At 60.6% G+C, this 21,802-nt stretch carries 18 protein-coding genes; 11 read left to right on the forward strand and 7 right to left on the reverse strand.

Translation table 11 applies throughout. The features are described 5' to 3' along the window. Positions 1-14 precede the first annotated feature (14 nt). Positions 15-1,436, forward strand: a complete 1,422-nt coding sequence (locus Q0K10_RS02700; RefSeq protein WP_294502841.1) for a PP2C family protein-serine/threonine phosphatase — start codon at positions 15-17, stop codon at positions 1,434-1,436. Between the two features lie 129 nt (positions 1,437-1,565). Here the strand turns inward: Q0K10_RS02700 and Q0K10_RS02705 are convergent, their stop codons facing one another. Next, complete coding sequence (locus Q0K10_RS02705; RefSeq protein WP_294502844.1) at positions 1,566-2,918, reverse strand: alpha-glucosidase/alpha-galactosidase; 1,353 nt, start codon at positions 2,916-2,918, stop codon at positions 1,566-1,568. Positions 2,919-3,114: 196 nt separating this feature from the next. Between Q0K10_RS02705 and Q0K10_RS02710 the strand changes: the two genes are divergently transcribed. From Q0K10_RS02710 to phoU, 6 genes are all read left to right on the forward strand, one after another. Beyond that, positions 3,115-3,996: an AraC family transcriptional regulator gene (locus Q0K10_RS02710; protein ID WP_294502846.1), complete on the forward strand. Its 882-nt coding sequence runs from the start codon at positions 3,115-3,117 to the stop codon at positions 3,994-3,996. 111 nt (positions 3,997-4,107) lie between these two features. Further along, positions 4,108-5,145: a phosphate ABC transporter substrate-binding protein PstS gene (gene pstS, locus Q0K10_RS02715; RefSeq protein WP_294502849.1), complete on the forward strand. Its 1,038-nt coding sequence runs from the start codon at positions 4,108-4,110 to the stop codon at positions 5,143-5,145. A 10-nt stretch (positions 5,146-5,155) separates the two neighbouring features. Next, positions 5,156-6,097, forward strand: coding sequence for a phosphate ABC transporter permease subunit PstC (gene pstC / locus Q0K10_RS02720; RefSeq protein WP_294502852.1), 942 nt, complete (start codon positions 5,156-5,158; stop codon positions 6,095-6,097). A 1-nt stretch (position 6,098) separates the two neighbouring features. Continuing rightward, on the forward strand, positions 6,099-6,974 hold the full coding sequence (gene pstA / locus Q0K10_RS02725; RefSeq protein WP_294502855.1) for a phosphate ABC transporter permease PstA: 876 nt from the start codon (positions 6,099-6,101) through the stop codon (positions 6,972-6,974). Next, positions 6,964-7,734 carry a phosphate ABC transporter ATP-binding protein PstB gene (gene pstB / locus Q0K10_RS02730; RefSeq protein ID WP_294502858.1) on the forward strand — a complete coding sequence of 257 codons (771 nt, stop codon included), beginning with the start codon at positions 6,964-6,966 and terminating at the stop codon, positions 7,732-7,734. Before pstA ends, pstB begins: the two co-directional genes overlap by 11 nt. Before the next feature lie 13 nt (positions 7,735-7,747). After that, the gene (gene phoU, locus Q0K10_RS02735) at positions 7,748-8,422 is read left to right on the forward strand and encodes a phosphate signaling complex protein PhoU (protein ID WP_294502861.1); all 675 of its coding nucleotides are present in this window, start codon (positions 7,748-7,750) and stop codon (positions 8,420-8,422) included. Between the two features lie 16 nt (positions 8,423-8,438). Here the strand turns inward: phoU and hisC are convergent, their stop codons facing one another. The 6 genes from hisC to Q0K10_RS02765 form a co-directional block, all read right to left on the reverse strand. Next, the gene (gene hisC, locus Q0K10_RS02740; RefSeq protein ID WP_294502863.1) at positions 8,439-9,500 is read right to left on the reverse strand and encodes a histidinol-phosphate transaminase; all 1,062 of its coding nucleotides are present in this window, start codon (positions 9,498-9,500) and stop codon (positions 8,439-8,441) included. A gap of 61 nt (positions 9,501-9,561) precedes the next feature. Beyond that, positions 9,562-10,809 (reverse strand): serine--tRNA ligase, encoded by a 1,248-nt coding sequence (gene serS / locus Q0K10_RS02745; protein ID WP_294502866.1) that lies wholly within the window; start codon positions 10,807-10,809, stop codon positions 9,562-9,564. A gap of 26 nt (positions 10,810-10,835) precedes the next feature. Continuing rightward, entirely contained in the window at positions 10,836-12,554 is a 1,719-nt protein-coding gene (locus Q0K10_RS02750; protein WP_294502868.1) for a serine hydroxymethyltransferase, read from the reverse strand. 40 nt (positions 12,555-12,594) lie between these two features. Then, positions 12,595-13,053, reverse strand: coding sequence for a low molecular weight protein arginine phosphatase (locus Q0K10_RS02755; protein ID WP_294502871.1), 459 nt, complete (start codon positions 13,051-13,053; stop codon positions 12,595-12,597). 100 nt (positions 13,054-13,153) lie between these two features. Next, positions 13,154-16,159, reverse strand: coding sequence for an efflux RND transporter permease subunit (locus tag Q0K10_RS02760; RefSeq protein ID WP_294502873.1), 3,006 nt, complete (start codon positions 16,157-16,159; stop codon positions 13,154-13,156). Then, positions 16,160-17,332 carry an efflux RND transporter periplasmic adaptor subunit gene (locus Q0K10_RS02765; RefSeq protein ID WP_294502875.1) on the reverse strand — a complete coding sequence of 391 codons (1,173 nt, stop codon included), beginning with the start codon at positions 17,330-17,332 and terminating at the stop codon, positions 16,160-16,162. It lies immediately after the preceding gene. A 213-nt stretch (positions 17,333-17,545) separates the two neighbouring features. Between Q0K10_RS02765 and Q0K10_RS02770 the strand changes: the two genes are divergently transcribed. The 4 genes from Q0K10_RS02770 to Q0K10_RS02785 are packed head-to-tail and all read left to right on the forward strand — an operon-like array spanning position 17,546 to position 21,796. Beyond that, positions 17,546-18,814 (forward strand): ABC transporter permease, encoded by a 1,269-nt coding sequence (locus Q0K10_RS02770; RefSeq protein WP_294502878.1) that lies wholly within the window; start codon positions 17,546-17,548, stop codon positions 18,812-18,814. Next, positions 18,807-19,502, forward strand: a complete 696-nt coding sequence (locus Q0K10_RS02775) for an ABC transporter ATP-binding protein (RefSeq protein WP_294502880.1) — start codon at positions 18,807-18,809, stop codon at positions 19,500-19,502. Before Q0K10_RS02770 ends, Q0K10_RS02775 begins: the two co-directional genes overlap by 8 nt. A 10-nt stretch (positions 19,503-19,512) precedes the next feature. Continuing rightward, positions 19,513-20,784 carry an MFS transporter gene (locus Q0K10_RS02780; RefSeq protein ID WP_294502882.1) on the forward strand — a complete coding sequence of 424 codons (1,272 nt, stop codon included), beginning with the start codon at positions 19,513-19,515 and terminating at the stop codon, positions 20,782-20,784. After that, on the forward strand, positions 20,777-21,796 hold the full coding sequence (locus tag Q0K10_RS02785) for an ABC transporter permease (RefSeq protein WP_294502883.1): 1,020 nt from the start codon (positions 20,777-20,779) through the stop codon (positions 21,794-21,796). Before Q0K10_RS02780 ends, Q0K10_RS02785 begins: the two co-directional genes overlap by 8 nt. Positions 21,797-21,802: the final 6 nt, after the last annotated feature.

Genomic DNA, 21,802 nt, shown 5'->3' on the forward strand with positions numbered 1-21,802 from the left:
GAACGTCTGGGTCGATGACAGCCGGAATTATCATCTTTCTGGTGATTCTGCTTTTGCCGGTCACGTTGACGGCGGTGCACTATTTCCGCCGTACGATTGAACTCGGCAGGGCGCTGGATCGTGCGAACGAGCGGCGGCGAGAGATCACGAATTTCCTCTCGCGCTTCTCCACGGGGCTCCAGGAGGAGGACGGGGTGGAGGGCGCGATGCATGCGGCGGCGCGCCATGTGGCCGAGCAGACCGATGCGGAATCCGTGGCGATCTACGAGGTTTCCGGCAATGAGCTGCGCGTGATCGGCGTTTGCGGGACATATCCGCTGATTCACAGTTCGAATCAACTGTTGTTTTCGCGTCATCATCATCTTTTCGAGGCGTTGCGGCGGGAGGAGATTCCGATCGGCAGGGGATTTCTCGGGGGGCTGGCGACGACGCGTCAGGCGGAACTGGTTCCGGATGCCTCGGCGGACCCGCGTTTTACGGAGTATCCGGATTTCGCGAATTTCGGCAGTGTGATGGCGATTCCGCTGTTGCGCGAAGGGATTCTGGTCGGTGTGGTTTGCGCCGCGACGAACCGGTTGCGTCCGGGCAGTCCGTTTTCCGAGGCGCAGTTTGAGCGGTTGCGGCTGCTTTCCGGTCAGGTTCAGATGGTGCAGAATCTCATCAAGGTGTACAGTGAGATCAGCGAACGCGAACGGATCGATCAGGAGCTTGACTTTGCGCGCCATCTGCAGCAGTCGCTGCTGCCGCCGGCGTTTCCCGCGTGGGATCAGTTTTCGATTGACGCATACACGCGTTCGGCCAAGGAGGTCAACGGCGATTTCTACGATTTTGTGGAGATTGATGACGATCGTCTGCTGATTATCATCGGAGATGCGAGCGGCAAGGGAATTCCCGCCTGCATGCTGACGGCGATGACGCGCAGTTATGCGCGCTGTTTTGCCGCGGCCGGGAGTTTTACGACGCTGAGCGATTTTCTGCGGAAGATCAACGAAAAGCTGTTTCAGGACACCGACGCGGATCGGTTCATCACGCTGGGCTGCTGTCTGTTGAGCCGGAAGAATTCGTTGCTCGAATTCGGCCGGGCCGGTCACACCGATCTGGTCAGTTACGTGCATGGCCATATCCGGACCTTTTCCCCGGCGGGAACGGGGCTTGGGATTCTGCCGGACGATTTCGCGAATTTCGACACGATCTGCCTGGCAATTGAACCCGGCAGTTCCGTCATGATGTACTCCGATGGACTTTCTGAAGCGCTGAACAAGGAGCAGGAGGAGTTTGGCCTCGCGCGTCTCACGGAGGTATTCAAGGCCTCCTGCGAAGTCGGCGGTACGCCGCAGGCGGTCATCAACCGCGTGATGGATTCGGTCATCACCTACGAGGTGGAGCAAAATGACGATCAGACCATCGTGCTGATCCGTCACACCGGCCGGCGGTAGGATCCGTTTTGCGGAACATGCTCTTTTTTGCGGGAGGCGTCAACCCTCCCTTTTTTGTGTTTCCCGATGAAAAAGGCCGCTCCCGTTTCGAGAGCGGCCTGAAGAGTTCCGATTGCCGGAGCAGACGGATCAATTGTATTTCGGCAGCATGTCGCCATGCGCGGCGATGAGTTCGTCGCACATCTTGACGATGTTGTCGATGGAGAGTTCGGCGCTTGTGTGCGGATCGAGCATCGCAGCCTGATAGATCCGATCGCGCTTTTTCGTGAGCGCGGCTTCGATCGTGAGGAGCTGGACATTGATGTTGGTCATGTTGAGCGCGGCGCACTGGGTCGGCAGTTCCCCGACGTAGCACCCCTGGACGCCGTTGCCGTCGACGAGGCACGGAACCTCGACCACCGCGTTCGCGGGCAGGTTCGGGATGAATCCGTGGTTCAGCACGTTGCCGCCGATCTGGATCGGCTTGTTCGTGACGACCGCTTCCATGATGCCCGAACCGTACTCGTGAGAGAGCTTGTGCGTGAGGTGCGGATCGCTGGAGAGCTCCTCATACTGCTTCTTCCAGTCGGCGATCTGCTTGATACATCTTCTCGGATATTCATCGAGCGGGATGTTGTATTCTTCGATGAGTTCCGGGTATTTCGCCTTGATCCAGTAGGGCTGGTATTCGGCGTTGTGCTCGCTCGATTCGGTGACGTAATAGCCGAAGCGGCGCATCATTTCGATGCGGATCATGTTGCCGGACTTCTCTTTCGGATCTTTGGCGGCGCGCCACTGGGCGATCTTCTCGTCGGCGAGTTTTTTGAGTTCCGGATAAAGGTCCTTGCCGTTTTCCGAGATGGAGAGCAGCCACGCCATGTGATTGATGCCGGCGATGAGCGTGCGGAGATTCTTCGCGCGCTCATCATCACATTCGACCCCGAGGGTTTCGAGCAGGCTCTTGGCGCAGACCTGAACCGAATGGCAGAGGCCGACGGTTTTGACCGAGCTGCCGCGCAGCATCGCGCCGGTGAGCATCGCCATCGGGTTCGTGTAGTTCAGAAACCAGGCGTTCGGGGCGACCTCTTCGATATCGCGCGCAAAGTCGAGCATGACGGGAATTGTCCGCAGTGCCCGGAAGATGCCGCCGATGCCGAGCGTGTCGGCGATGGTCTGACGCAGGCCGAACTTCTTCGGAATCTCGAAGTCGATGACGGTCGAGGGCTCGTAGCCGCCGACCTGGATTGCGTTGACCACGAAATCTGCGCCGCGGAGCGCTTCCTTGCGGTTCTCGACGCCGAGATGGGTCGTGATGGTCGCACGGTTTTCATTGATGTTCGCGTTCAGCGTCTTGAGAATGAATTCCGACTCCTTGAGGCGCTGTCCGTCGATGTCGTAGAGCGCGAAGTGGGAATCCTTCAGCGCCTCGCGGCACATGCAGTCGCCCAGGACGTTGCGGACGAACACGGTGCTGCCCGCTCCCATGAAAGTGATCTTGGCCATTCTTGTTCCTTCCGGTTTGTGTTTGGCCGGCGCACGCCGGTCATTTTTGGTTGCCCGCTATTTACAATACTCCGGTTTCGAAAAAAGTAAATGCGAAAAACATGATAACAATGGTAATTTTGTGCTCTGATTTTGCGATTAAAATGTTGAAATTCCGCATGGTTGTGGTAAATTCATAGAATCAAGGAGGTGAGGTATGGCGGAGATGGAACGTGGAGGCGCGGTTTGTTTTGAATCGTACAGCCCTTTTTTTACGGAGCGTACGGAGCGGTTGCATGCGATGCTTCTGAATTGCGGCCACGAACTTGCGCGCGGTCCGGAGTACAGCTGGGACGGATTGCGGCGCGGCAACCATGATCTTCTGATCTGGCAATATACGCTTAACGGACTTGGCTGTGTGGAGTTAGAAGGAGAGCGTTATCCGGTTCCGCCCGGCAGTGCTTTTGTTCTGATGGTTCCAGAGGCGCACGTCTATTTTCTGCCGCCGGAGTCGTCGTCCTGGGAGTTCTTGTATGTGACGGTAAACGGCTCGGAATTGATGCGGCTCGGGCGGGAATACCGGAAGCGCAACGGAATTGTGCGTCCGTTTGCGCCGGGATCCCCGGTTGTGCGGGAGGCTTGGGAACTGCTTGCCGTTTGCCGGGAAAAGCGGCTGGGAGGGCGGTACGATGCCAGTACGCGTGCTTATTCATTTCTGATGCGGATGATGGCGGAGCCTCCGGTCAGCATTTTTTCCGGACAGAGTGAATTCATGATCAGAGTCCACGATTTCTGCCGGAAACATCTCGACCGTCCGATCACGGTGGAGATGCTTGCGGAGGTGGCGGGGTGCAGTCGCGGGCACTTCACGCGTCGTTTTCAGGAGCTTGAAGGGATTTCGCCGCATGAGTTCATCATCCGTCAGAAGATGCGTCTTGCGGTGCGTCTGCTGCAGACGACGGTTGCGTCGGTCAAGGAGGTTTCGGCTGCGTGCGGCTTTGAAGACACGAGTTATTTCTGCAAGGTGTTCCGGCAGTATCACGGCATATCGCCGGGCGGTTACCGAACCGGCGGCAGCGGCGACCCCCCGGCTTTTTGAAGAGCTTCTAACACTCCTTTAACAGTACGCTAACATTTCGCGGCTATCTTATATGCACAAACCCGGAAATACTGTTTCGCCTGCCGGGTTCAATTCTAACATGGAGTGCATATGAAAAAGCTGTTTGGCATGGCTGCCGCCTCGTTGCTGTCGTTCGCCGTCGTTGCCGCCGAGATCTCGATCAACGGCGCAGGTGCATCGTTTCCCGCTCCCGTCTACCGGGTCTGGACCTACAATTACGGCGAGTCGACCGACGGCCGTGTTGAAGTCAATTACCAGAGCAGCGGTTCCGGCGCCGGAATCAACCAGATCAAGGAGAAAACCATCGACTTCGGCGGTTCCGACAATCCGCTTACGAAGGAAGAGCTCGACCAGGCGAATCTCTGCCAGTTCCCGATGCTCGCCGGCGGTGTGGTCGTGATCGTGAATCTGCGCGGGGTCAGGCCGAATACGTTGAAACTCGATCAGGCCGTGCTCGCGGACATCTTTCTCGGCAAAATCAAGGGCTGGGACGATCCGCGCATCAAAGCCCTGAATCCCGGCGTGAAACTGCCGCGCGTGCGCATCACGGTCGTGCGCCGTTCCGACAGCTCCGGCACGAGTTTCATCTTCACGAACTATCTGTCGAAAATTTCAAAGGAGTGGGCGGATCGGGTCGGCTGCGGCCCCGCCGTCAACTGGCCGGTCGGCATCGGCGGTCAGAAGAACCCCGGCGTCTGCAACAACGTCGCGCGCATCAACGGTGCGATCGGGTACACCGAATACACCTACGCGGTCGAGGCGAAGCTCTCGATGGTTTCTCTGAAGAACAAGGCCGGGAAATTCGTCGAACCGAAACCGGAGACCTTCCGCGCTTCCGGCGCCCATGCGGACTGGAAGAATGCTCCGGGCTTCTACATGCTTCTGACCGATCAGCCCGGTGATGACAGCTGGCCGATCACCGGTCTGACCTACGTCCTCGTTCAGCGCAATCAGCCCGACGCGGAAAAAGCCGGTGCGATGTTGAACTACTTCAACTGGTGCTACACGACCGGAGCCGCCGCCGCGTCGAAACTCCACTACGTGCCGCTTCCGGACGAGGTGGTTTCGCTGGTCCGCCAAGCGTGGGAAACCGAAATCCGCTCCGGAAACAAGCCTGTCAAATTCTGAAGTCTCTTCCATGAACGATTCCGGAAAAACACTCATATCCTCCGCGTGCACGGATCGCGTGTTCCGCATCGCCGCCGCCGGGAGTGCGTTGCTCGCTCCGCTGCTGCTTGCGGCGCTGCTCATCCAGCTCGGAGTGGGGTCGGCTCCGGCCTGGCGCGAGTTCGGACCCGGATTCCTGATCGGAACCGAATGGGATCCGGTCCGGAACGTCTATGGTGCGCTTCCTGCGATTGTCGGAACGCTGCTGACGACTGCGCTCGCACTTCTTTTTGCGATTCCTCCGGCCTTTGTGACGGCGCTCTGGCTTGTCGATGCTCCTCCGGGAATCGGGGAGATTCTCAGTCAGGCGCTCGATTTGCTGGCCGCGATTCCGAGCGTGATCTATGGAATGTGGGGGCTTTTTGTTCTGGTGCCGGTTATGCAGGATCATGTGCAGCCGTTCCTGTCGGATACGCTGCTGTTCGGGAAAATTCCATTTTTCGGCGAGTACGGCAACGGTTTCGGGTTTCTGACCGCAAGTCTGATTCTGGCGCTGATGATTCTGCCGTACATCTCGGCGGTCATGCGCAACGTGTTCCGCATGACTCCCGCCGTGCTGCGCGAGTCGGCCTTCGGGGTCGGCTGCACGCGCTGGGAGACCGCGAAGGACATCGTCATGCGTTACGGCATCCGCGGGTTGCTCGGGGGAATTTTCATCGGCCTCGGCCGGGCGCTCGGTGAGACCATGGCGGTTCTCTTCGTCATCGGCAACGTCGTCGCTCTTCCGGAGGATCTCTATGCGAGCGGCACGACCATCGCCGCGACGCTCGCGAACAATTTCGCCGAGGCGGACGGAGTTCTGCGCGCGGTGCTTTTCGCGCTCGGATTGATCCTGCTGCTGCTTGCGCTCGGGGTGCAGATGATTGCGCAATATTATCTTGCGCTGACCGGCGCGGGACGGGGAGAACGGTGAAATGACTACGATTCCGCTCAATAAACGGCGCGGCCTCTTCCGGCGCAAACTCGTCGACCGGATCGTCGGAGTGCTGTCGGTTGCGGCACTCGTGCTTGCGATCGGCGGCATGGCGTGGATTCTCTGGACCGTGTTCGCACGGGGGGCTTCGGTGCTCTCGTGGGAGTTTTTCGTGAATCCGTCGAAACCTTACGGCGCGCTGAATGCCGGAATCGGCAATGCGCTGCTCGGCACGGTCGCCATCACGCTCGGAGCCGCCGCAATGGGGATTCCTCCGGCGATTCTGGCCGGCATCTATCTTGCAGAATTCGGAAAGGGAACGAAACTCGGCAATGCGATTCGATTCGCCGCCAACGTCATGATGGGGATGCCGTCGGTCGTCGCGGGTTTGTTCGTTTACGCCGTTCTCGTCATCCCGATGGGCGGATTCTCCGGGTTTGCCGGTTCGGTCGCGCTCGCGTTTCTGATGTTCCCGGTCGTTCTGCGGACGACTGAGGATATGCTGCTCATGGTTCCGGATTCCCTGCGCGAATCGGCGCTCGCGCTCGGATGCAGCCGGGCCCGTACCGCATTGCGGATCATCTGCCGCAGCGCGCGCGGCGGGCTCGTCACCGGAATTTTACTGGCGATCGCCCGTGTCTCGGGGGAGACCGCTCCACTGCTCTTTACCGCGCTCTGGAGCGACGCCTGGCCGAAAAACTATTTTACCGGTCCGACCGCGAATCTGCCGGTTCTCATCACCGAATATGCGACGAACTCTCCGTTTGAGGAGCAGCACGCAGCGGGCTGGGGCGCTTCGCTTGTGGTGACACTGCTGGTTCTCGCGCTGAACATCTCGTGTCGGATCATCTTCAAGGAGAAACACCATGGACGCTGACGAAACGATCAAAATCTCGGTCCGCAATCTCAACTTCTATTACGCCGGAGGTCATCAGGCGCTGTTCGGCAACTCCATCGACATTCCGGCTCACCGGATCACGGCTGTGATCGGCCCTTCCGGCTGCGGCAAATCGACCCATCTGCGCGTTTACAACCGGATCTTCGAACTCTATCGCGGCCAGCGCGCCGAGGGAGAGGTCCGGATCGACGGGAAGAACATCCTCGACCGCGATGTCGATGTGCTTGAACTGCGTCGCAAGGTCGGCATGATCTTCCAGAAGCCGACGCCGTTCCCGATGTCGGTGTTCGATAACGTCGCCTACCCGATGCGACTTCACTTCAAACTTTCGAAGAGTGAGATCGCCGACCGGGTCGAGTACGCACTCCGCGGCGCCTCGCTCTGGGACGAGGTGAAGGACAAGCTCAAGAAGTCCGGGCTCGCGCTTTCCGGCGGTCAGCAGCAGCGGCTCTGCATTGCGCGCGCGATCGCCGCCGAACCGGAAATCCTGCTCATGGACGAGCCGACCAGTGCGGTCGACCCGGTCGCCACGCTGAAGATCGAAGATCTTGTCCTTCAGCTGCGCGACAAGTTCACCGTGGTCATTGTGACCCACAACATGCAGCAGGCATCGCGCATTTCGGATTACACGGCTTTCTTCTACAAGGGAGAGATCGTCGAGTTCGACAAAACTGAAACCATTTTCACGAATCCGTCCCATAAAAAGACGGAGGAATATATCACCGGCCGGTTCGGATGAGGAGGCAGAAACCATGAGAGAACAGTTGGAAAAAGAGGTCATCCGACTCAAACGGATGGTAAGTTCGCTTGCTTCCGCGGTCGAGACCGCGGTCCGGCAGGCCGTCGCCGCCGCCGCGGAGCCGAACAGCGAAATGGCAGCCGCCGTCATCACTCGCGACGATGCGATCGACCGCATGGAGGTCACCATCGAGGAGGAGTGTCTGAAGATTCTTGCGCTTCATCAGCCGGTTGCCGGCGATCTGCGCTACATCATCACGATTCTGAAAGTCAACGGCGAGCTCGAACGGATCGGCGACCTCGCCGTGAATATCGCGCGCCACACGCTTGGTTTCGCCGAGCGCCGTTCCGGCGAACCTCCGGAGAAGATCGACTTCGCGGAACAGGTGCTGCTCGTCCGGCAGATGCTCAAGCGGGCACTCGATGCGCTCGTCTCGCGCAACTGCCTTGACGCAAATGAGGTCATGCGCATGGACGGCGAGGTCGACGAGATCAACAAGCAGGTCATCGACCGCGCCATGGCGCTGATTGCGAAATATCCGGAACATGCGGCCTCTTACGTCGACGCGATGTTCATCTCCCGCCACCTCGAACGGATCGGCGACTGCACGACGAACATCTGCGAGGACGTGATCTACCTCGAACTCGGGAAGATCGTCCGCCACCCCCGGCTCGAATCGGAACCGTGAGCGGACACTGCCTGGGTCAGCAGCCGTAGATCTCACGCGTCGCGGCGATGACCCGGTCCATTTCCGCCGGGGTGCCGATCGTGATCCGGACATATCTGCCCGTCACCGCTCCCCGGAAGTAGCGGACAATGATCGCGCGGCTGCGCAGCTCCTTGAAGTAACGTTCCCCGTCCCCGTCCGGAGGCGCGGCAAAGAGGAAGTTCGCCTGCGACGGTACAATTCGGAATCCAAGTTCCGACAGGCGTCGCGCAAAATCCGCCCGGATCGCCTTGATCTCTTCGCAGCGCTTCTTCAGATATGCGCGGTCGCTGAACGCCGCGAGCCCGAGAGTCTGAGTCACCATATCGAGGTTGTAGGAGTCCTTGACCTTGAACAGCCCCTCGATCAGTTTTTCATGGCCGATTGCGAAGCCGAGCCGCAGTCCCGCGAGCGCGTAGCTCTTCGAGAACGTGCGCGAGACGATCACATTGTCGAACTCCTTTGCAAGTTCAAGGCAGTTGTCGTCGGCGAAATCGGCATACGCCTCGTCGAACAGCACCACCCCGTCAAATTTGCGGCAGATCTCCCGCATGGCCGCGAGCGGGAATGAATTCCCGGTCGGCGCATTCGGGCGCGTGAGAATCAGCAGATTCGCCCCGGCCGCCTGTTCAAGCAGATTCTCCGGCAGCGCGAAATCGTGTTCCGCGTCGAGCGCGACCGGAATCACATGCGCCCCCTGCATCTTCGCCAGCTCCGGATAGAGCGAATAGGTCGGATGCAGGCACGCCACCGCGAGTTCCGGCGAGGTGAAACAGCGGAACACCATCGTGAGCAGGTCGTCGGACCCGTTGCAGGCGATGACGTTTTTCCGCTCCACGCCGAATTCCGCCGCGATCCGGTCGCGCAGTGCGTCGGCGGTCGGGTCGGGGTAGCGGCGCAGTTTCCCGTAATCGAACGAGGCGAGCGCCTCCTTCACCGCGGGTGAGGGCGGAAACGCATTTTCATTCGTGTTGAGTTTGCAGAGGTTCTCCATCTTCGGCTGTTCACCGGGGACGTAGCCCTCCATCGCGTCGATCTCTTTGCGGAAATACGATTTCATTTCAACTGCTGTAACTGTTTTCATCGCCGTCCCCGGGTGTTCGGGCCCGGGGACGAAAGCATTATTTCTTGATCGGTTCAATGCGGTCGAAGCCGCAGATCGGCCGGAGCACTTCCGGCACGATGACGGTTCCGTCCTCCTGCTGGAAATTCTCCATGATCGCGATCATCACGCGGTCGGTCACGGCCGTCGCGCTGATCGTGTGGACGAAGTCGCGCTTGTCGCCGTCCTTGTAACGGATGTTCAGCCGGCGGCTCTGGAACGAGGTCAGATTCGTGTTGCTCGTGACCTCGCGGTAGGCGCCGAACCCGGCGAACCACGCTTCGATGTCGTACTTCTTGTAACCCGGCGCTCCGAGATCGCCGACGCAGACGTTCACGACATGGTACGGAATGCCGAGCTGCTGAAGGATGTACTCCTCGTTCGCAAGGCACATCTCATGGTACTTCACCGAGTCCTCCGGCTTGCAGAAGACGATCTGCTCGACCTTGTGGAACTGGTGCACGCGGAAAATCCCGCGCGACGCCTTGCCGTAGCTGCCCGCCTCCGTGCGGAAGCACGGCGTGAACGCCGTGTAGCAGAGCGGCAGGTCGGCCGCGTCGAGCACATCGTCGGCGTGGTAGCCGACCAGCGTCTGCTCGGAGGTGCCGATGAGCGCGAGATCCTCGTCCTTCAGATTGTAGGTCTGGTCGGCGAAGAACGGCAGATAACCGGTCCCGAACAGTGTCCGCTCCTTCGCCACGCACGGCGTCATGAACATCGTGAATCCGCGCTCGACCAGCACGCGCTGCACCCAGAAATAGAGCGACTGCGCGAGCATCGCGCCCTTCCCCTTCCAGTAGTAGAAGCCCGCTCCGGCGACTTTCGTGCCGCGCGGGATGTCGAGAATCCCGAGCAGTTCGCCGAGTTCCTGGTGGTCGCGCACGCGGAAGTCGAACGTCGGGATGGTTCCGACCTTGCGCAGTTCGACGTTGCCGGTGTCGTCAAGCCCGTCCGGCACGTCCGGCGCAAGCATGTTCGGCATGCGGATCACGGTCTGAAAGATCTTGTTCTGGACTTTCGCAAGCATCTCCTCCTTGGTCGCGAGCACCTCCTTGAGCTGCTTGACCTTGTCGCGGGCGGAGGGATCTTTCGCGCACTCCTTGCTGAGGCGGTTGCGCTCGGCGCGCAGCGATTCGGACTCCTGAGAGAGCTGACGCGAATCGGCGTCGAGTTTCAGCAGCCCGTCGATGTCCACCGGGAACCCGCGGCGGGCGCAGTTCGCTTTCACTTTTTCCGCATTCTCACGGATGAATTTCATGTCAATCATTTTGCCAACCCTTTTCTGTTCCGGAATCAGAACTGCGGCATCGGGAACGCCGCCATGAATTCCTTGACTTCGTTGCCGAGGCTGCGCAATGCGGCCTCATCCTCGCGCATGGCCACGCCGCGTTCGATGAAGTCGGCGATGCGGACCATCTCCGGCTCCTTGAGCCCGCGGGTCGTGACCGCCGGGGTCCCCACCCGGATGCCGCTCGTGACGAACGGTTTCTCCGGATCGAACGGGATCATGTTCTTGTTGCAGGTGATCCGCGCGAGATCGAGCGCGTTCGCCACGGCTTTCCCGGTCGCCTTTTTCGGGCGCAGGTCGATCAGCATCAGATGGTTGTCGGTGCCGCCCGAGACGATGCGGAATCCGCGGTCCGCAAGCTCCTGCGAGAGTTTTGCGGCATTGAGCTTCACCTGGTGCTGATACGCCTTGAATGCCGGAGTGAGCGCTTCGCCGAAGCAGACCGCCTTGGCCGCGATCACATGCTCAAGCGGTCCGCCCTGCATGCCGGGGAACACTTTCGAGTTGATCGCCTTGATGTACTCCTCGCGGCAGAGGATCAGCCCGCCGCGCGGGCCGCGCAGCGTCTTGTGGGTCGTCGTGGTCACCACGTCGCAGTAGGGAACGGGATTCGGATGCTCGCCGGCGGCGACGAGTCCGGCGATGTGTGCCATGTCGACGAAGAGTTTCGCACCGACCTTGTCGGCGATCTCGCGCAGCCGCGCAAAGTCGATGATCCGCGGATAGGCCGACGCCCCCGCGAGGATCATCTTCGGCTTGTTCTCCACGGCGAGGCGCTCGACCTCATCGTAGTCGATCCGTTCGGTTTCGCGGTCGACGCCGTAGGGTACGATGTTGTAGAGCATTCCCGAGAAATTCAGCGGATGCCCGTGGGTCAGGTGGCCGCCGTGGTCGAGGCTCATCGCCAGAACCGTGTCGCCGGGGTTGATGAGCGCCATGTAGACCGCCTGGTTCGCACTGGAACCGGAGTGGGGCTGCACGTTCGCGGCTTCCGCTCCGAAGAGTTTCTTCACACGTTCGATCGCGAGCGACTCCATCTCATCGACGAATTCGCAGCCGTTGTAGTAGCGCTTGCCGGGATACCCCTCGGCGTATTTGTTGGTCAGCACAGAGCCCTGGGCGGCGCGAACCGCGCAGGAGGCGAAGTTTTCGCTGGCGATGAGTTCGATGCCGTCGGCCTGGCGCTCGGCTTCGCCGTCGATGATCCGGGCGACTTCGGGGTCGGCCGCGCGCACGGCGGCGATGTCGTCATAGGTGGTCCGCTCGACCTTCACGAGACGGCGGATGTGGCGTTCGTCGTTGCTGAACGGCGTCGTGAGCCACGCGTCGACGACCTGCTCCATCGCGGCGGCGTCAAGCGTGTCGCCGGGCAGAACGAGCACGTTCGAACAGTTGTGTTCGCGGCTCTTTTTCGCGACTTCCGCATTGCAGGCGCAGACCGCGCGCACTCCGTGAAAGCGGTTCGCAACCATCCCCATCCCGACGCCGGAACGGCAGATCAGAATCGCCGCATCGGCTTCGCCGCGCGCGACCGCCTGCGCCGCCGGGGCGCCGAAATCGGGGTAGTCGTCGTTGCTGTCTGCCACGAACGGCCCGCAGTCAATGACCGTGCACTTCCGGCTCTCGAGGAAAGCCGAGAGTCCGGCTTTCTGGGCGAATCCGCCGTGGTCGGTTCCGATCGCAATCCGGAGGGATTTGCCGTACCAGTCGGTGATTTCCATCATGATGTCTGCTCCTTTAAAAATAAAGAATGATGTTCTCTTTTCAATAGCCGGTTTCCCCGGGCCCGTCACCCGCGACGGATTGGAAAAGCGCCTCAATTGCGGGGCGCATGGATTCGAAAACTTGCTCATACTGCTCGACGCTCCCGCCGAACGGGTCGGGCACATCGGCCGTCTCCAGCAGCAGCCGGATCTTTCCGGCTTCGGAGGGGGCGATTTCCGCCATCGCGGCCCGGTGGGAGGCGCTCATCGCCACAAGAAGGTCACACTCCCGCGCGAGCGCGGGCGTGAAACGCGTCGAACGGAAGTTCGACGAATCGATGCCGTTCGCACTCATGACGGCCGCCGCCTGACGGGAGATTCGATCTCCGTCCCAGGCGCAGATCCCCGCCGAGCAGGCGTCGATGTCCGGACGGTTCGCACGGCGGCAGAGGTCGTTGAAATAGAGATCCGCCATCGGACTGCGGCAACTGTTGCCGGTGCAAACAAACATGATCCGCATCGCGGGCCCCCTTTCGCTGAAAGCCATAATATACACCATGAAAACGGCTTTTTAAAGTCCCGCCCCCGGATTATACGGAAAAAATGCGTGACTATCGGTTCTATGTCCGGGGGGAGCCGTTCCCAGCATCCCTCCTGCGGAAGAGAAGGGCATAGAGTGCCGGGATCAGATAAAGTCCGAGCAGTGTCGAGCCGATGATGCCGCCGATCACGGGAACGGCACAGTCCGCGCGCAGTTCTGCGCCGGTCCCCGGAACGAACACCATCGGCGCCACACCGAGGAGCGCCGCACATCCCGTTACGAGAATCGTCCGGAACGTCTCCTTCGCCGCCAGCTGCATCGCTTCGTCCGGAGGCAGGCCCGCCGCCCGTTTCCGCCCGGCGCACTCGACGAGCAGATACGCGTCGGCAAGCGCGACGCCCGCGACCATCATGGAGCCGAGCAGCCCGGTTACCGAAAGCGGTATTCCGGTCAGCCACAACGCCAGGAGCGTGCCGAGGAGCGCCGCAGGCAGCGCCGCCAGAACCGGAAACGGCGCGCGCCACGAGCCCTGAATTGCCGCGAGCAGCAGATAGAGCAGCAGAATCGCCATTCCGGCGGCATGGCCGATTCCGGAAAACGCCTCGCGCATCTCCCGGATCGCCCCTGTGAACGTCATTCCGTATCCGGGCGGCAGTTGCGGGACGAGGATTGCCTCCGCGGTGTCAGCAAGAGCGCCGGGAGCGGTTCCCGGAGCCGGGTTCCCGTAGAGCTTCACGACGCGCTGCCGGTCGCTCCGGTCGATCCGCGCCGGGGCCGCCGACCGTTGCAGTTCCGTGACCGTGCCGAGCCGCAGCGGCTTGCCCTCTTTCGATCGGAACGGCAGTGCCGGGAGCTGGTTGTATCCGGCACGTTCATCGAGTTTTACCCGGATGTCGAACGTTCGTGAACCGATTTTTCCGCTGCCGGCTTTGAGTCCCTCGATCGAACCGCGCAAAAGAGTCCCGATCGAGGAGGAGGATATGCCGAGATTCTGCATGGCCGTGCGTTCGGGGATGACCCGGATTTCCGGTTTGGCAGTCCGGACCGAACTGTCGATGTCACGTGCGGCGGCATGAGCCTTAAGCGCCTTCACCCCCTGCGACGCGAGTGCTTCGAGGATGTCGAGATCGTTGCCGGAGAGTTCCAGTTCAAAGGCGGAAAGCGGCTCCTCGAATGGCGTGGAACCCTGGACGGTCACCTGGCAGTCGGTGAGGTCCCGCAGCTCGTGCCGGAACATCTCGCGCATCTCCCCGGGCGTCGAACCGCGTCCGGCTTCCGGTTTTGCAACGACTGTGATTTCCGCGAGGTTCACTCCTTCCGTGTTCAGGCCTGTGCTCCCCTGAAGCTGCCCGATCACGGTAGACGTCGCCTCCACTCCAGGCAGTTTCCGCAGACGTTTTTCGATCCGCATCGTCTCCTTCCGTGTGCTTTCAAGGTTGTAGTCGGAGGGAAATTCCAGCCGGATCTGAAATCCACCGCGATCGCATTCCGGCAGAAACGTCATTCCCAGTCGTTCCGGCAGAAGTACAATTCCTGCGATAAACAGCGCGAGTCCGAACAATACCGTCCAGCCGCTGTGGCGGCAGACGAATTCCAGCGAGCGGTCGAAGGCGCGTTCGAGACGCCCGGTTTTTTGCATCGTTTCCCGTTTCCGGTTTCCGTCTGGAGGTGTGGCTGCGAGAATCGGCGTCAAGGTGACATTTACGAGCAGCGACGCGAGCGCCGCCGCTCCGGCCGTAATCGCGAACGGCGCCAGATACCGCCCCGCCGGCGCGAGAATCATTGCGATCGGGACGAAGAGTGCGACGATCGACACGGAGGCGACCGTCACCGCCGCCGCTCCGGAGTGTTCTCCGGTGCGCCTGACAACCGGAATCGAGCACGCCGCCAGCGTTCCAACCGAAATTCCGAGCGCCGGGAGCGTGAACGCATTGAGCGTGTATCCGCACAGCTCAAGCACCGGAAGCGACACCACCAGCGATATCGGGATCGATACCGCTGCTGCGAGGGCTTTCCGCACGTCCCGCAGAAAGAGAAACGTCCCCAGCGCGGCCAGTACGACTCCGAGGCCCATTGTCAGCCACGCGTTTTCGACTGCGGCGCGGATGAAATCTCCCGCGTTGCTCACGCGCACAAGCCTCATTCCGGATGGAAGCCCGCGATCCCGTTCGAGTTCATCGATTGCGGCATTGACGCTGTCGACGACCCTTACCGTGTTCGCGTCGGTTTTTTTGATGATCTTCAACATCACGCCCGGCTCTCCGTCGTAGAAGGCGAGGGTGCGTTTCTCGGCGGACTCCATCGTGATCCGGGCGACATCCCGCAGATAGACGCGCCGTTTCTCGAAGATGCCGATTTCAAGCGAGCCGATCTCCGCGGGATTTTTGAATTCCGAATCGTAGGTTACGTTCACCTCCTGCCGGTCCTGCCGGATCCGGCCGACCGGGAGCCGGAGATTCGACTCGCGCAGTTTTGCAAGCACATCATTCACCGTGAGTCCGGCCGCGGTCAGTGCTTCCGTGTCGAGCGTGATCCGGAGTTCGAGCGGTTCGCCGCCCGCGATCCGCACTTCGGCCACTCCGGACAAGGCGGAGAGTTTCGGCGAGAGCGTCTCGTCCGCATAGTCGTAGAGTTTGTCCAGCGGCTGGTCTCCGGTCAGCATCAGCGTTGCAACCGGGGCCGCCTCGGGATCGTATTTCGAGATCACCGGCGGTTCGGCTCCGGGAGGAAGTTCCGGGAGAATCCGGTCGACTCGTTCCCGTACATCCTGCGCCGCGCCGTCGATCGAACGGCCCGGTTCGAATTTGAGTGCGATGCGGCAGACGTTTTCCAGGCAGGCGGTGTTCATGGCCGTGACGCCGTCGATGGCGCCGACCGCATCCTCAAGATCTTTCGCCACTTCGCTTTCGATTTCAGCCGGATTCGCCCCGGGATAGACGACCGTGACCGTCACGTGCGGGCTCTCCGTTTCCGGAACCGCTTCGATCCCGAGCTTGCTCCAGGCGCTGAGCCCGAACACCACGAGTATGAAAATGCAGCTGCACACCGTGACCGGTTTGCGGTTCAATATGCATTCGAGGGACATCTATTCCGCCTCCTCTTCCGCAGCCGGAACCGCTTCGACCTTTTCTCCTGTTTCGAGGAACGCCTGCCCCTCAACGACCACCGGCAACCCTTTGAGAACGCCGGGATCGTTCAGCATGGTCCACGCGCCGTCGACGATGCCGGTTTTGACATCGACCGATTCCGCCCGCCCCTCCCGGACGACGAAGAGACTGCGCCGGTCTCCGCTCCGGTCGAGAATCGCCGAGTTCGGAACCCCGACCCCTTCGACTTTCCGGAGAATGAGATCCACACGGCAGAGCTGGCCGCTCACGAATCCGGATTTCACCGGCAGATCGACCTTGACTGTGAAGGTGCGCGACAGGGCGTCGATCGCGGGGCTGCGGAAGCGTACGACTCCGCGGGCCGCCACGGAATTGTCGCGATCATAGATGACCGCTTCCGTTTTGCCCGGGATGATCCGGTCGTAATAGACCGCGCTGATCATTGTGACGACCTCAAGCCGGTCCGGATCCTCGATCCGGTAGAGTATCTCTCCGGTATTTACGAACTCGCCCGGATCTTTTTTCTTCGTGACCACTTTGCCGTCGATCGGGGTGCGGCTCCGGGAGTCGGCGAGGTTTTTCTCCGCGATCTCAAGCTCCGCCTGCGCCTGGCCGACTTTCGCGCGGGCGTAGTTGGTCTGCGCATCCGCCTTGAGCACCCCCGCTTCGGCCTCGCGCAGACTCAGCAGGGTCCGTTCGTGAGCGTCCTCGGACACGGCCTTCGCCTTGCGGAGCTGTTCCGATCGGTTGAAGTCGGACTGTGCCTTTTCCGCAACTTTCCGGGCGAGATCGCCGTTGATCTCGGCGATTTTGAGTTCCGCTTCGGCGACGGAAAGTTTATGTTTCTGCCCCTTGACATCGTTTTCGAGTTTGACCCGGTCGACCTGGAAGAGCGTGTCGCCTTTTTTGACCATATCTCCCTCGCCCGGTCCCATGAAGTCGATCGTGCCGGAGACCCGGCTGGAAATTTCGACCTTCTCCTTCGTCTCGACGTTGCCCTGGACCAGGATCTTCTGCACGAACTCCATCTCTTTCGGCTGCATGACGCCGACTCTGGCGGCCCGGTCGGCGTCGTTATTTTTCGGGGCGCCCCATCCGCCGGCGAACAGAATCATCGCGGCCAGGGCGAAACTCCATTGGAACTTACGCATCTTTCCCTCCTCATGCGACAGATTCGCCGTCCTTCACTGCTCCGGTATGGACGGTCTTTCTATCAGTGTACGGCAAGAAACGGAAAAATCAAGTCGCGACCGGAAAATTTTTGCCGTTATCGCCTTCGGAAATTTTCTTGTCTGTTGCGTTTCGCGCGATCCATGCTATATTAGCTCGAAAAAAGAATCTCAACCGGACGAGGTGTTGACGCAATGCGAACGGAATTGTTTCTGGCCGGACGATATCTGAAGCCCCGGCGAAACGCGGTCTCGCTCATCACGCTGCTTTCGATTCTCGGAGTTACGCTCGGAGTCGCGGTGCTGATCGTGGTGCTGGCCGTGATGACCGGTTTCACGGATCTCATGAAGGAGAAACTCGTCGAAACCCAGGCTCACTTTCAGGTGCGTCCCGGTTACGGCGGCGTGATCTACAACCCCGAAGAGGCGATCCGGGCCGTCGAGCAGGCCGGCGGCCGTGCCGCCGCCGTGATTCAGTCCCCGGTCATCGTGCAGCGCGGTCGGGGGCTCGATCCGCGCGTGGTTCTGTTCGGAACGAGCGCGGAGGATCTCAAAAAAAACGGCATCTTCCTGCCGGATACGTTGAAAAAAGGTAAACTCTCCCTCGACAAGGGGGAGATCATCATCAGTACGGACCAGGCGGCGCGCTGGGGCGTCGGCATCGGCGACAAGATCCTTCTGCACACGCAGCAGCGGCTGACTCAGATGGTCGACTTCAATCCCGACGGCGGCGTGACGCTGAACAAAAACGCCTCCGCCTATCTGCCGGCCGAATTCGTCGTCACCGGGATTTACAGCGTCGGGAAATATGATTTCGACCGGATGATTCTCTTTGCCGGAATCGACGACGCGGCCGATCTGCTCTCGCTGCCGTGGGGGAGCGCCACCGCCGTCTTCGGCTGGGGGCCGGACGCGTTCGACCAGAAGAAACTCGTCGAAACCATCCGGGAATCGCTCCCGTTCCTGCGGGTCGTCACCTGGGAGGAGGAGAATCAGCAGCTGCTCGGCGTTCTCGCGGTCGAGAAGAACATGATGTTCTTTCTGTTGATCTTCATCGTGCTGGTCGCGGCGTTCAGCATCATGAACACGCTCATCACATCGGTCTATCAGAAAACGCATGAGATCGGGATTTTAAAGGCGCTCGGCGCGAGCGACCGGTGCGTCACGTTCATCTTCATCCTCCAGGGATTTTTAATCGGCGTGGTCGGCAGCGTGACCGGGACGCTGACCGGAGTGCTGGTCATCTTCTACCGGAACGACATCATGGCATTCGCCTCGAAAACCTTTCATATTGAGTTGTTCCCGAAGCAGTTCTACTACTTCGACGGGCTCCCGGCGCACATCGTTGCGACGGATGTACTGATTATCGTCGGCGCCTCCGTGGTGCTCTGTACGCTGGGGGCGCTGCTCCCGGCGCTGCGCGCCGCGCGGCTCGACCCAGCCAGGGCTTTGCGTTATGAGTGAAACTGAGATGATTGTCGAACTGCGCGGTGTGACGCGTACCTACCAGCTCGGAAAAGAGAAGCTGCCGGTTCTGCGCGGCGTGGACTGGGAGATCCGCCGCGGCGAGTGGGCCTGCCTGCTCGGCGCCTCCGGCAGCGGCAAGACCACGTTGCTGAATCTGATTGGCGCTCTGGAACGGCCGGACTCCGGAACGATCCGCATCGCCGGAATCGATGTGTCGAAACTCTCGCGCTCCGCGGCGGCGCAGTTCCGCAACCGCAAGCTCGGGTTCGTTTTTCAGGCGTACCATCTGCTGCCGGAGCTCTCGGTGCTCGAAAACGTCATGCTGCCGGGGAATCTCGCAGGTTTTTCCCGCTCGAAATCCCGCGCCCGGGCGCTCGAACTGCTGGAAACCGTCGGCCTCGCGGAACGGATGAAACACCGTCCGTTCGAGCTCTCCGGCGGCGAACAGCAGCGTGCGGCCATCGCGCGCGCGCTGCTGAACGAACCGGAACTGCTGCTCGCGGATGAACCGACCGGAAATCTCGACTCCCACACCGGAGAGGCGATTCTCGAACTCTTCCAGGAGCTGCGCAAGCTCCATCCGGAGCGTTCGATCATGATGATTACCCACAACCGGGAAATTTCAAAACTCGCCGACCGCACCGGCGAACTCATCGACGGTGTGATGAAAAAAGAAACGGAGTAACCACCCGAAGATGCACCTGACCCGCGCACAGCTCAGCTGGATCTGCTACGACATGGCCAACGCGGCCTTCGCGCTGATTGTGCGCACGGTTTACGCTCCGCTGTTCTTCAAAGGCTTCTCGGCCGAGGGGATGAACGAGACGCTCGCAACGAGCATCTGGGGATATGTCAGCGCCGGTGCCGGGCTCGCCGCAGGGGTGATCGCCCCGTGGCTCGGGAGTGTCGCGGATGCGAATTCCGGTCGGAAGCGCTATCTCTTTTTCTTTCTCTTTCTCGGCATTGTCGCGACGCTCGCACTCTGCCTGACCGGGCGCGGCGACGCAACGCCGATGTTGATCTTCTACTTCACGGCGCTTGTCGCATACATGGCGAGCAACTCCTTCTACGATGCGCTTCTGCCGGACATTGCGCCGCGCGGCGCGAGTGACAAGCTCTCGTCGCTCGCGTACGCGTGGGGATACATCGGCGGAGTGATTCCGTTCCTCGTCTGCCTCGGGGTCTCGCTGCTGCTGAAGGATTCGCCCGGCATCGCGTTCCGGTTCGCATTCATCATGGCCGCCGTCTGGTGGATTGCTCTCGCCGTTCCGATGTTCCGTCTCGTGCACGAACGGCGACGGCCCGGCTCCCGGAAGATCGGCGCGCTCGACGGCTTGCGCAAACTCTGGCGAACCGGGCGCGAAATCGGGAAACACCGCGACGCGGCGCTCTTTCTTGTGGCCTATTTCCTCTACATCGACGGGGTCGGGACGATTCTTTTGATGGCGACGCCGATCAGCGTGGACATCGGGATTCCGGCGAACTGGCTGCTGCTGACGATTCTGGCACTGCAGTTTCTCGCATTCCCGTTCACGATTCTCTACGGGGTGCTCGCGCGGAAATTCGGCGCGCGGCGGATGCTCTACACGGCGATCGGGGTTTACGTTGCGATCGCGCTGCTGGTCGGGCTGATTCCGCTGTGTGATTCTCCCGGGGTGAAGCGCGGAATCTTCCTCGTCGCGGCGTTTCTGATCGGAACGTCACAGGGGGGAATCCAGTCTCTGAGCCGTTCGTTCTTCACTCGACTGATTCCGAACGGGCAGTCGGCGGAATTTTTCGGATTCTACAACATCTTCGGCAAGTTTACGACGATTCTCGGGCCGCTGCTGGTCGGGCTTGCCGGTTGGCTTTTCTCCTCGAGCGAGGTCGGCATCGCGCTGCTGGCAATTCCGTTCCTGCTCGGGGCGTGTCTGCTTTCGAAGGTGAAGCTGCCTTCCGAGCGGCGAAAGGGGGTGTGCTGTGGTTGAGTACATCATCAAGCGGCTGATTCTGGGCTGCTTCACGCTGCTGGCGATTCTGCTGGTGAGCTACGTTCTGTTGCGGCTCGCGCCCGGAGACCCGACCCGCAGCAGCATGTTCGGCAGCGACTCTTCCGCCGGAACGCTCGACGCTTCGAAGGGGGCGCTTCAGCAAAACACCGCGCTGCGCGAAAAACTCAACCTCGACAAACCGATTCTCGTCGGTTTCGGGCTCTGGCTCCGGGAGGTGGTTCTGCACGGGGATTTCGGAACTTCCGCCTCGGTCGACCCCGGGAAACCCGTGACGGAGATGATTCTCGAACGGCTGCCCGTGACGCTGTCGCTGAATTTCTGGGCGATCGTCATTACCTATTTGTGCGCGATACCGCTCGGGGTCTATGCTGCGGTGCGGGCGGGGGGATGGTTCGACCGCGGGTCGGCGTTCGGGCTTTTCCTTCTCTACTCTCTGCCGGTGATGTGGGTCGCGCTGCTGCTTCAGACGACGTTGTGCGAAGGAGGGCGCTGGCCGATTTTCCCGCTCAAAGGCCTGACGCCTGCCAACGAGGATTCGCTTTCCACCTGGGCTTTGCAGTGGGAGATTCTGCGCCATTACATGCTGCCGGTGCTCTGCCTGACCTACGGGAACTTCGCGGGACTCTCGCGCTACGCACGCAACGGCATGCTTGAAGTGATCCATTCGGACTACATCCGCACGGCCCGCGCCAAAGGGGTCTCCGAGACGGCGGTGATCTGGCGTCATGCGTTCCGGAACGGCCTCATTACGCTCATCACGCTGTTCGGGGGACTGCTGCCGTCGCTCGTGGCGGGCAGTCTGCTGGTGGAATACATCTTCAACATTCCGGGAATGGGTACGCTCTCGCTGCTGGCACTTTCCAGCCGGGACTATCCGCTTCAGATGGCGCTTTTCGCATTCACGGGGATGTTGACGCTCGGGGGAATTTTCATTTCCGACATGCTCTATCTGGCTGCTGACCCGAGAATCAAGCTGCACACCAAATAGGAGAAT

The sequence above is a fragment of the uncultured Victivallis sp. genome, assembly GCF_944391105.1.
In the GTDB taxonomy this organism is placed as follows: domain Bacteria; phylum Verrucomicrobiota; class Lentisphaeria; order Victivallales; family Victivallaceae; genus Victivallis.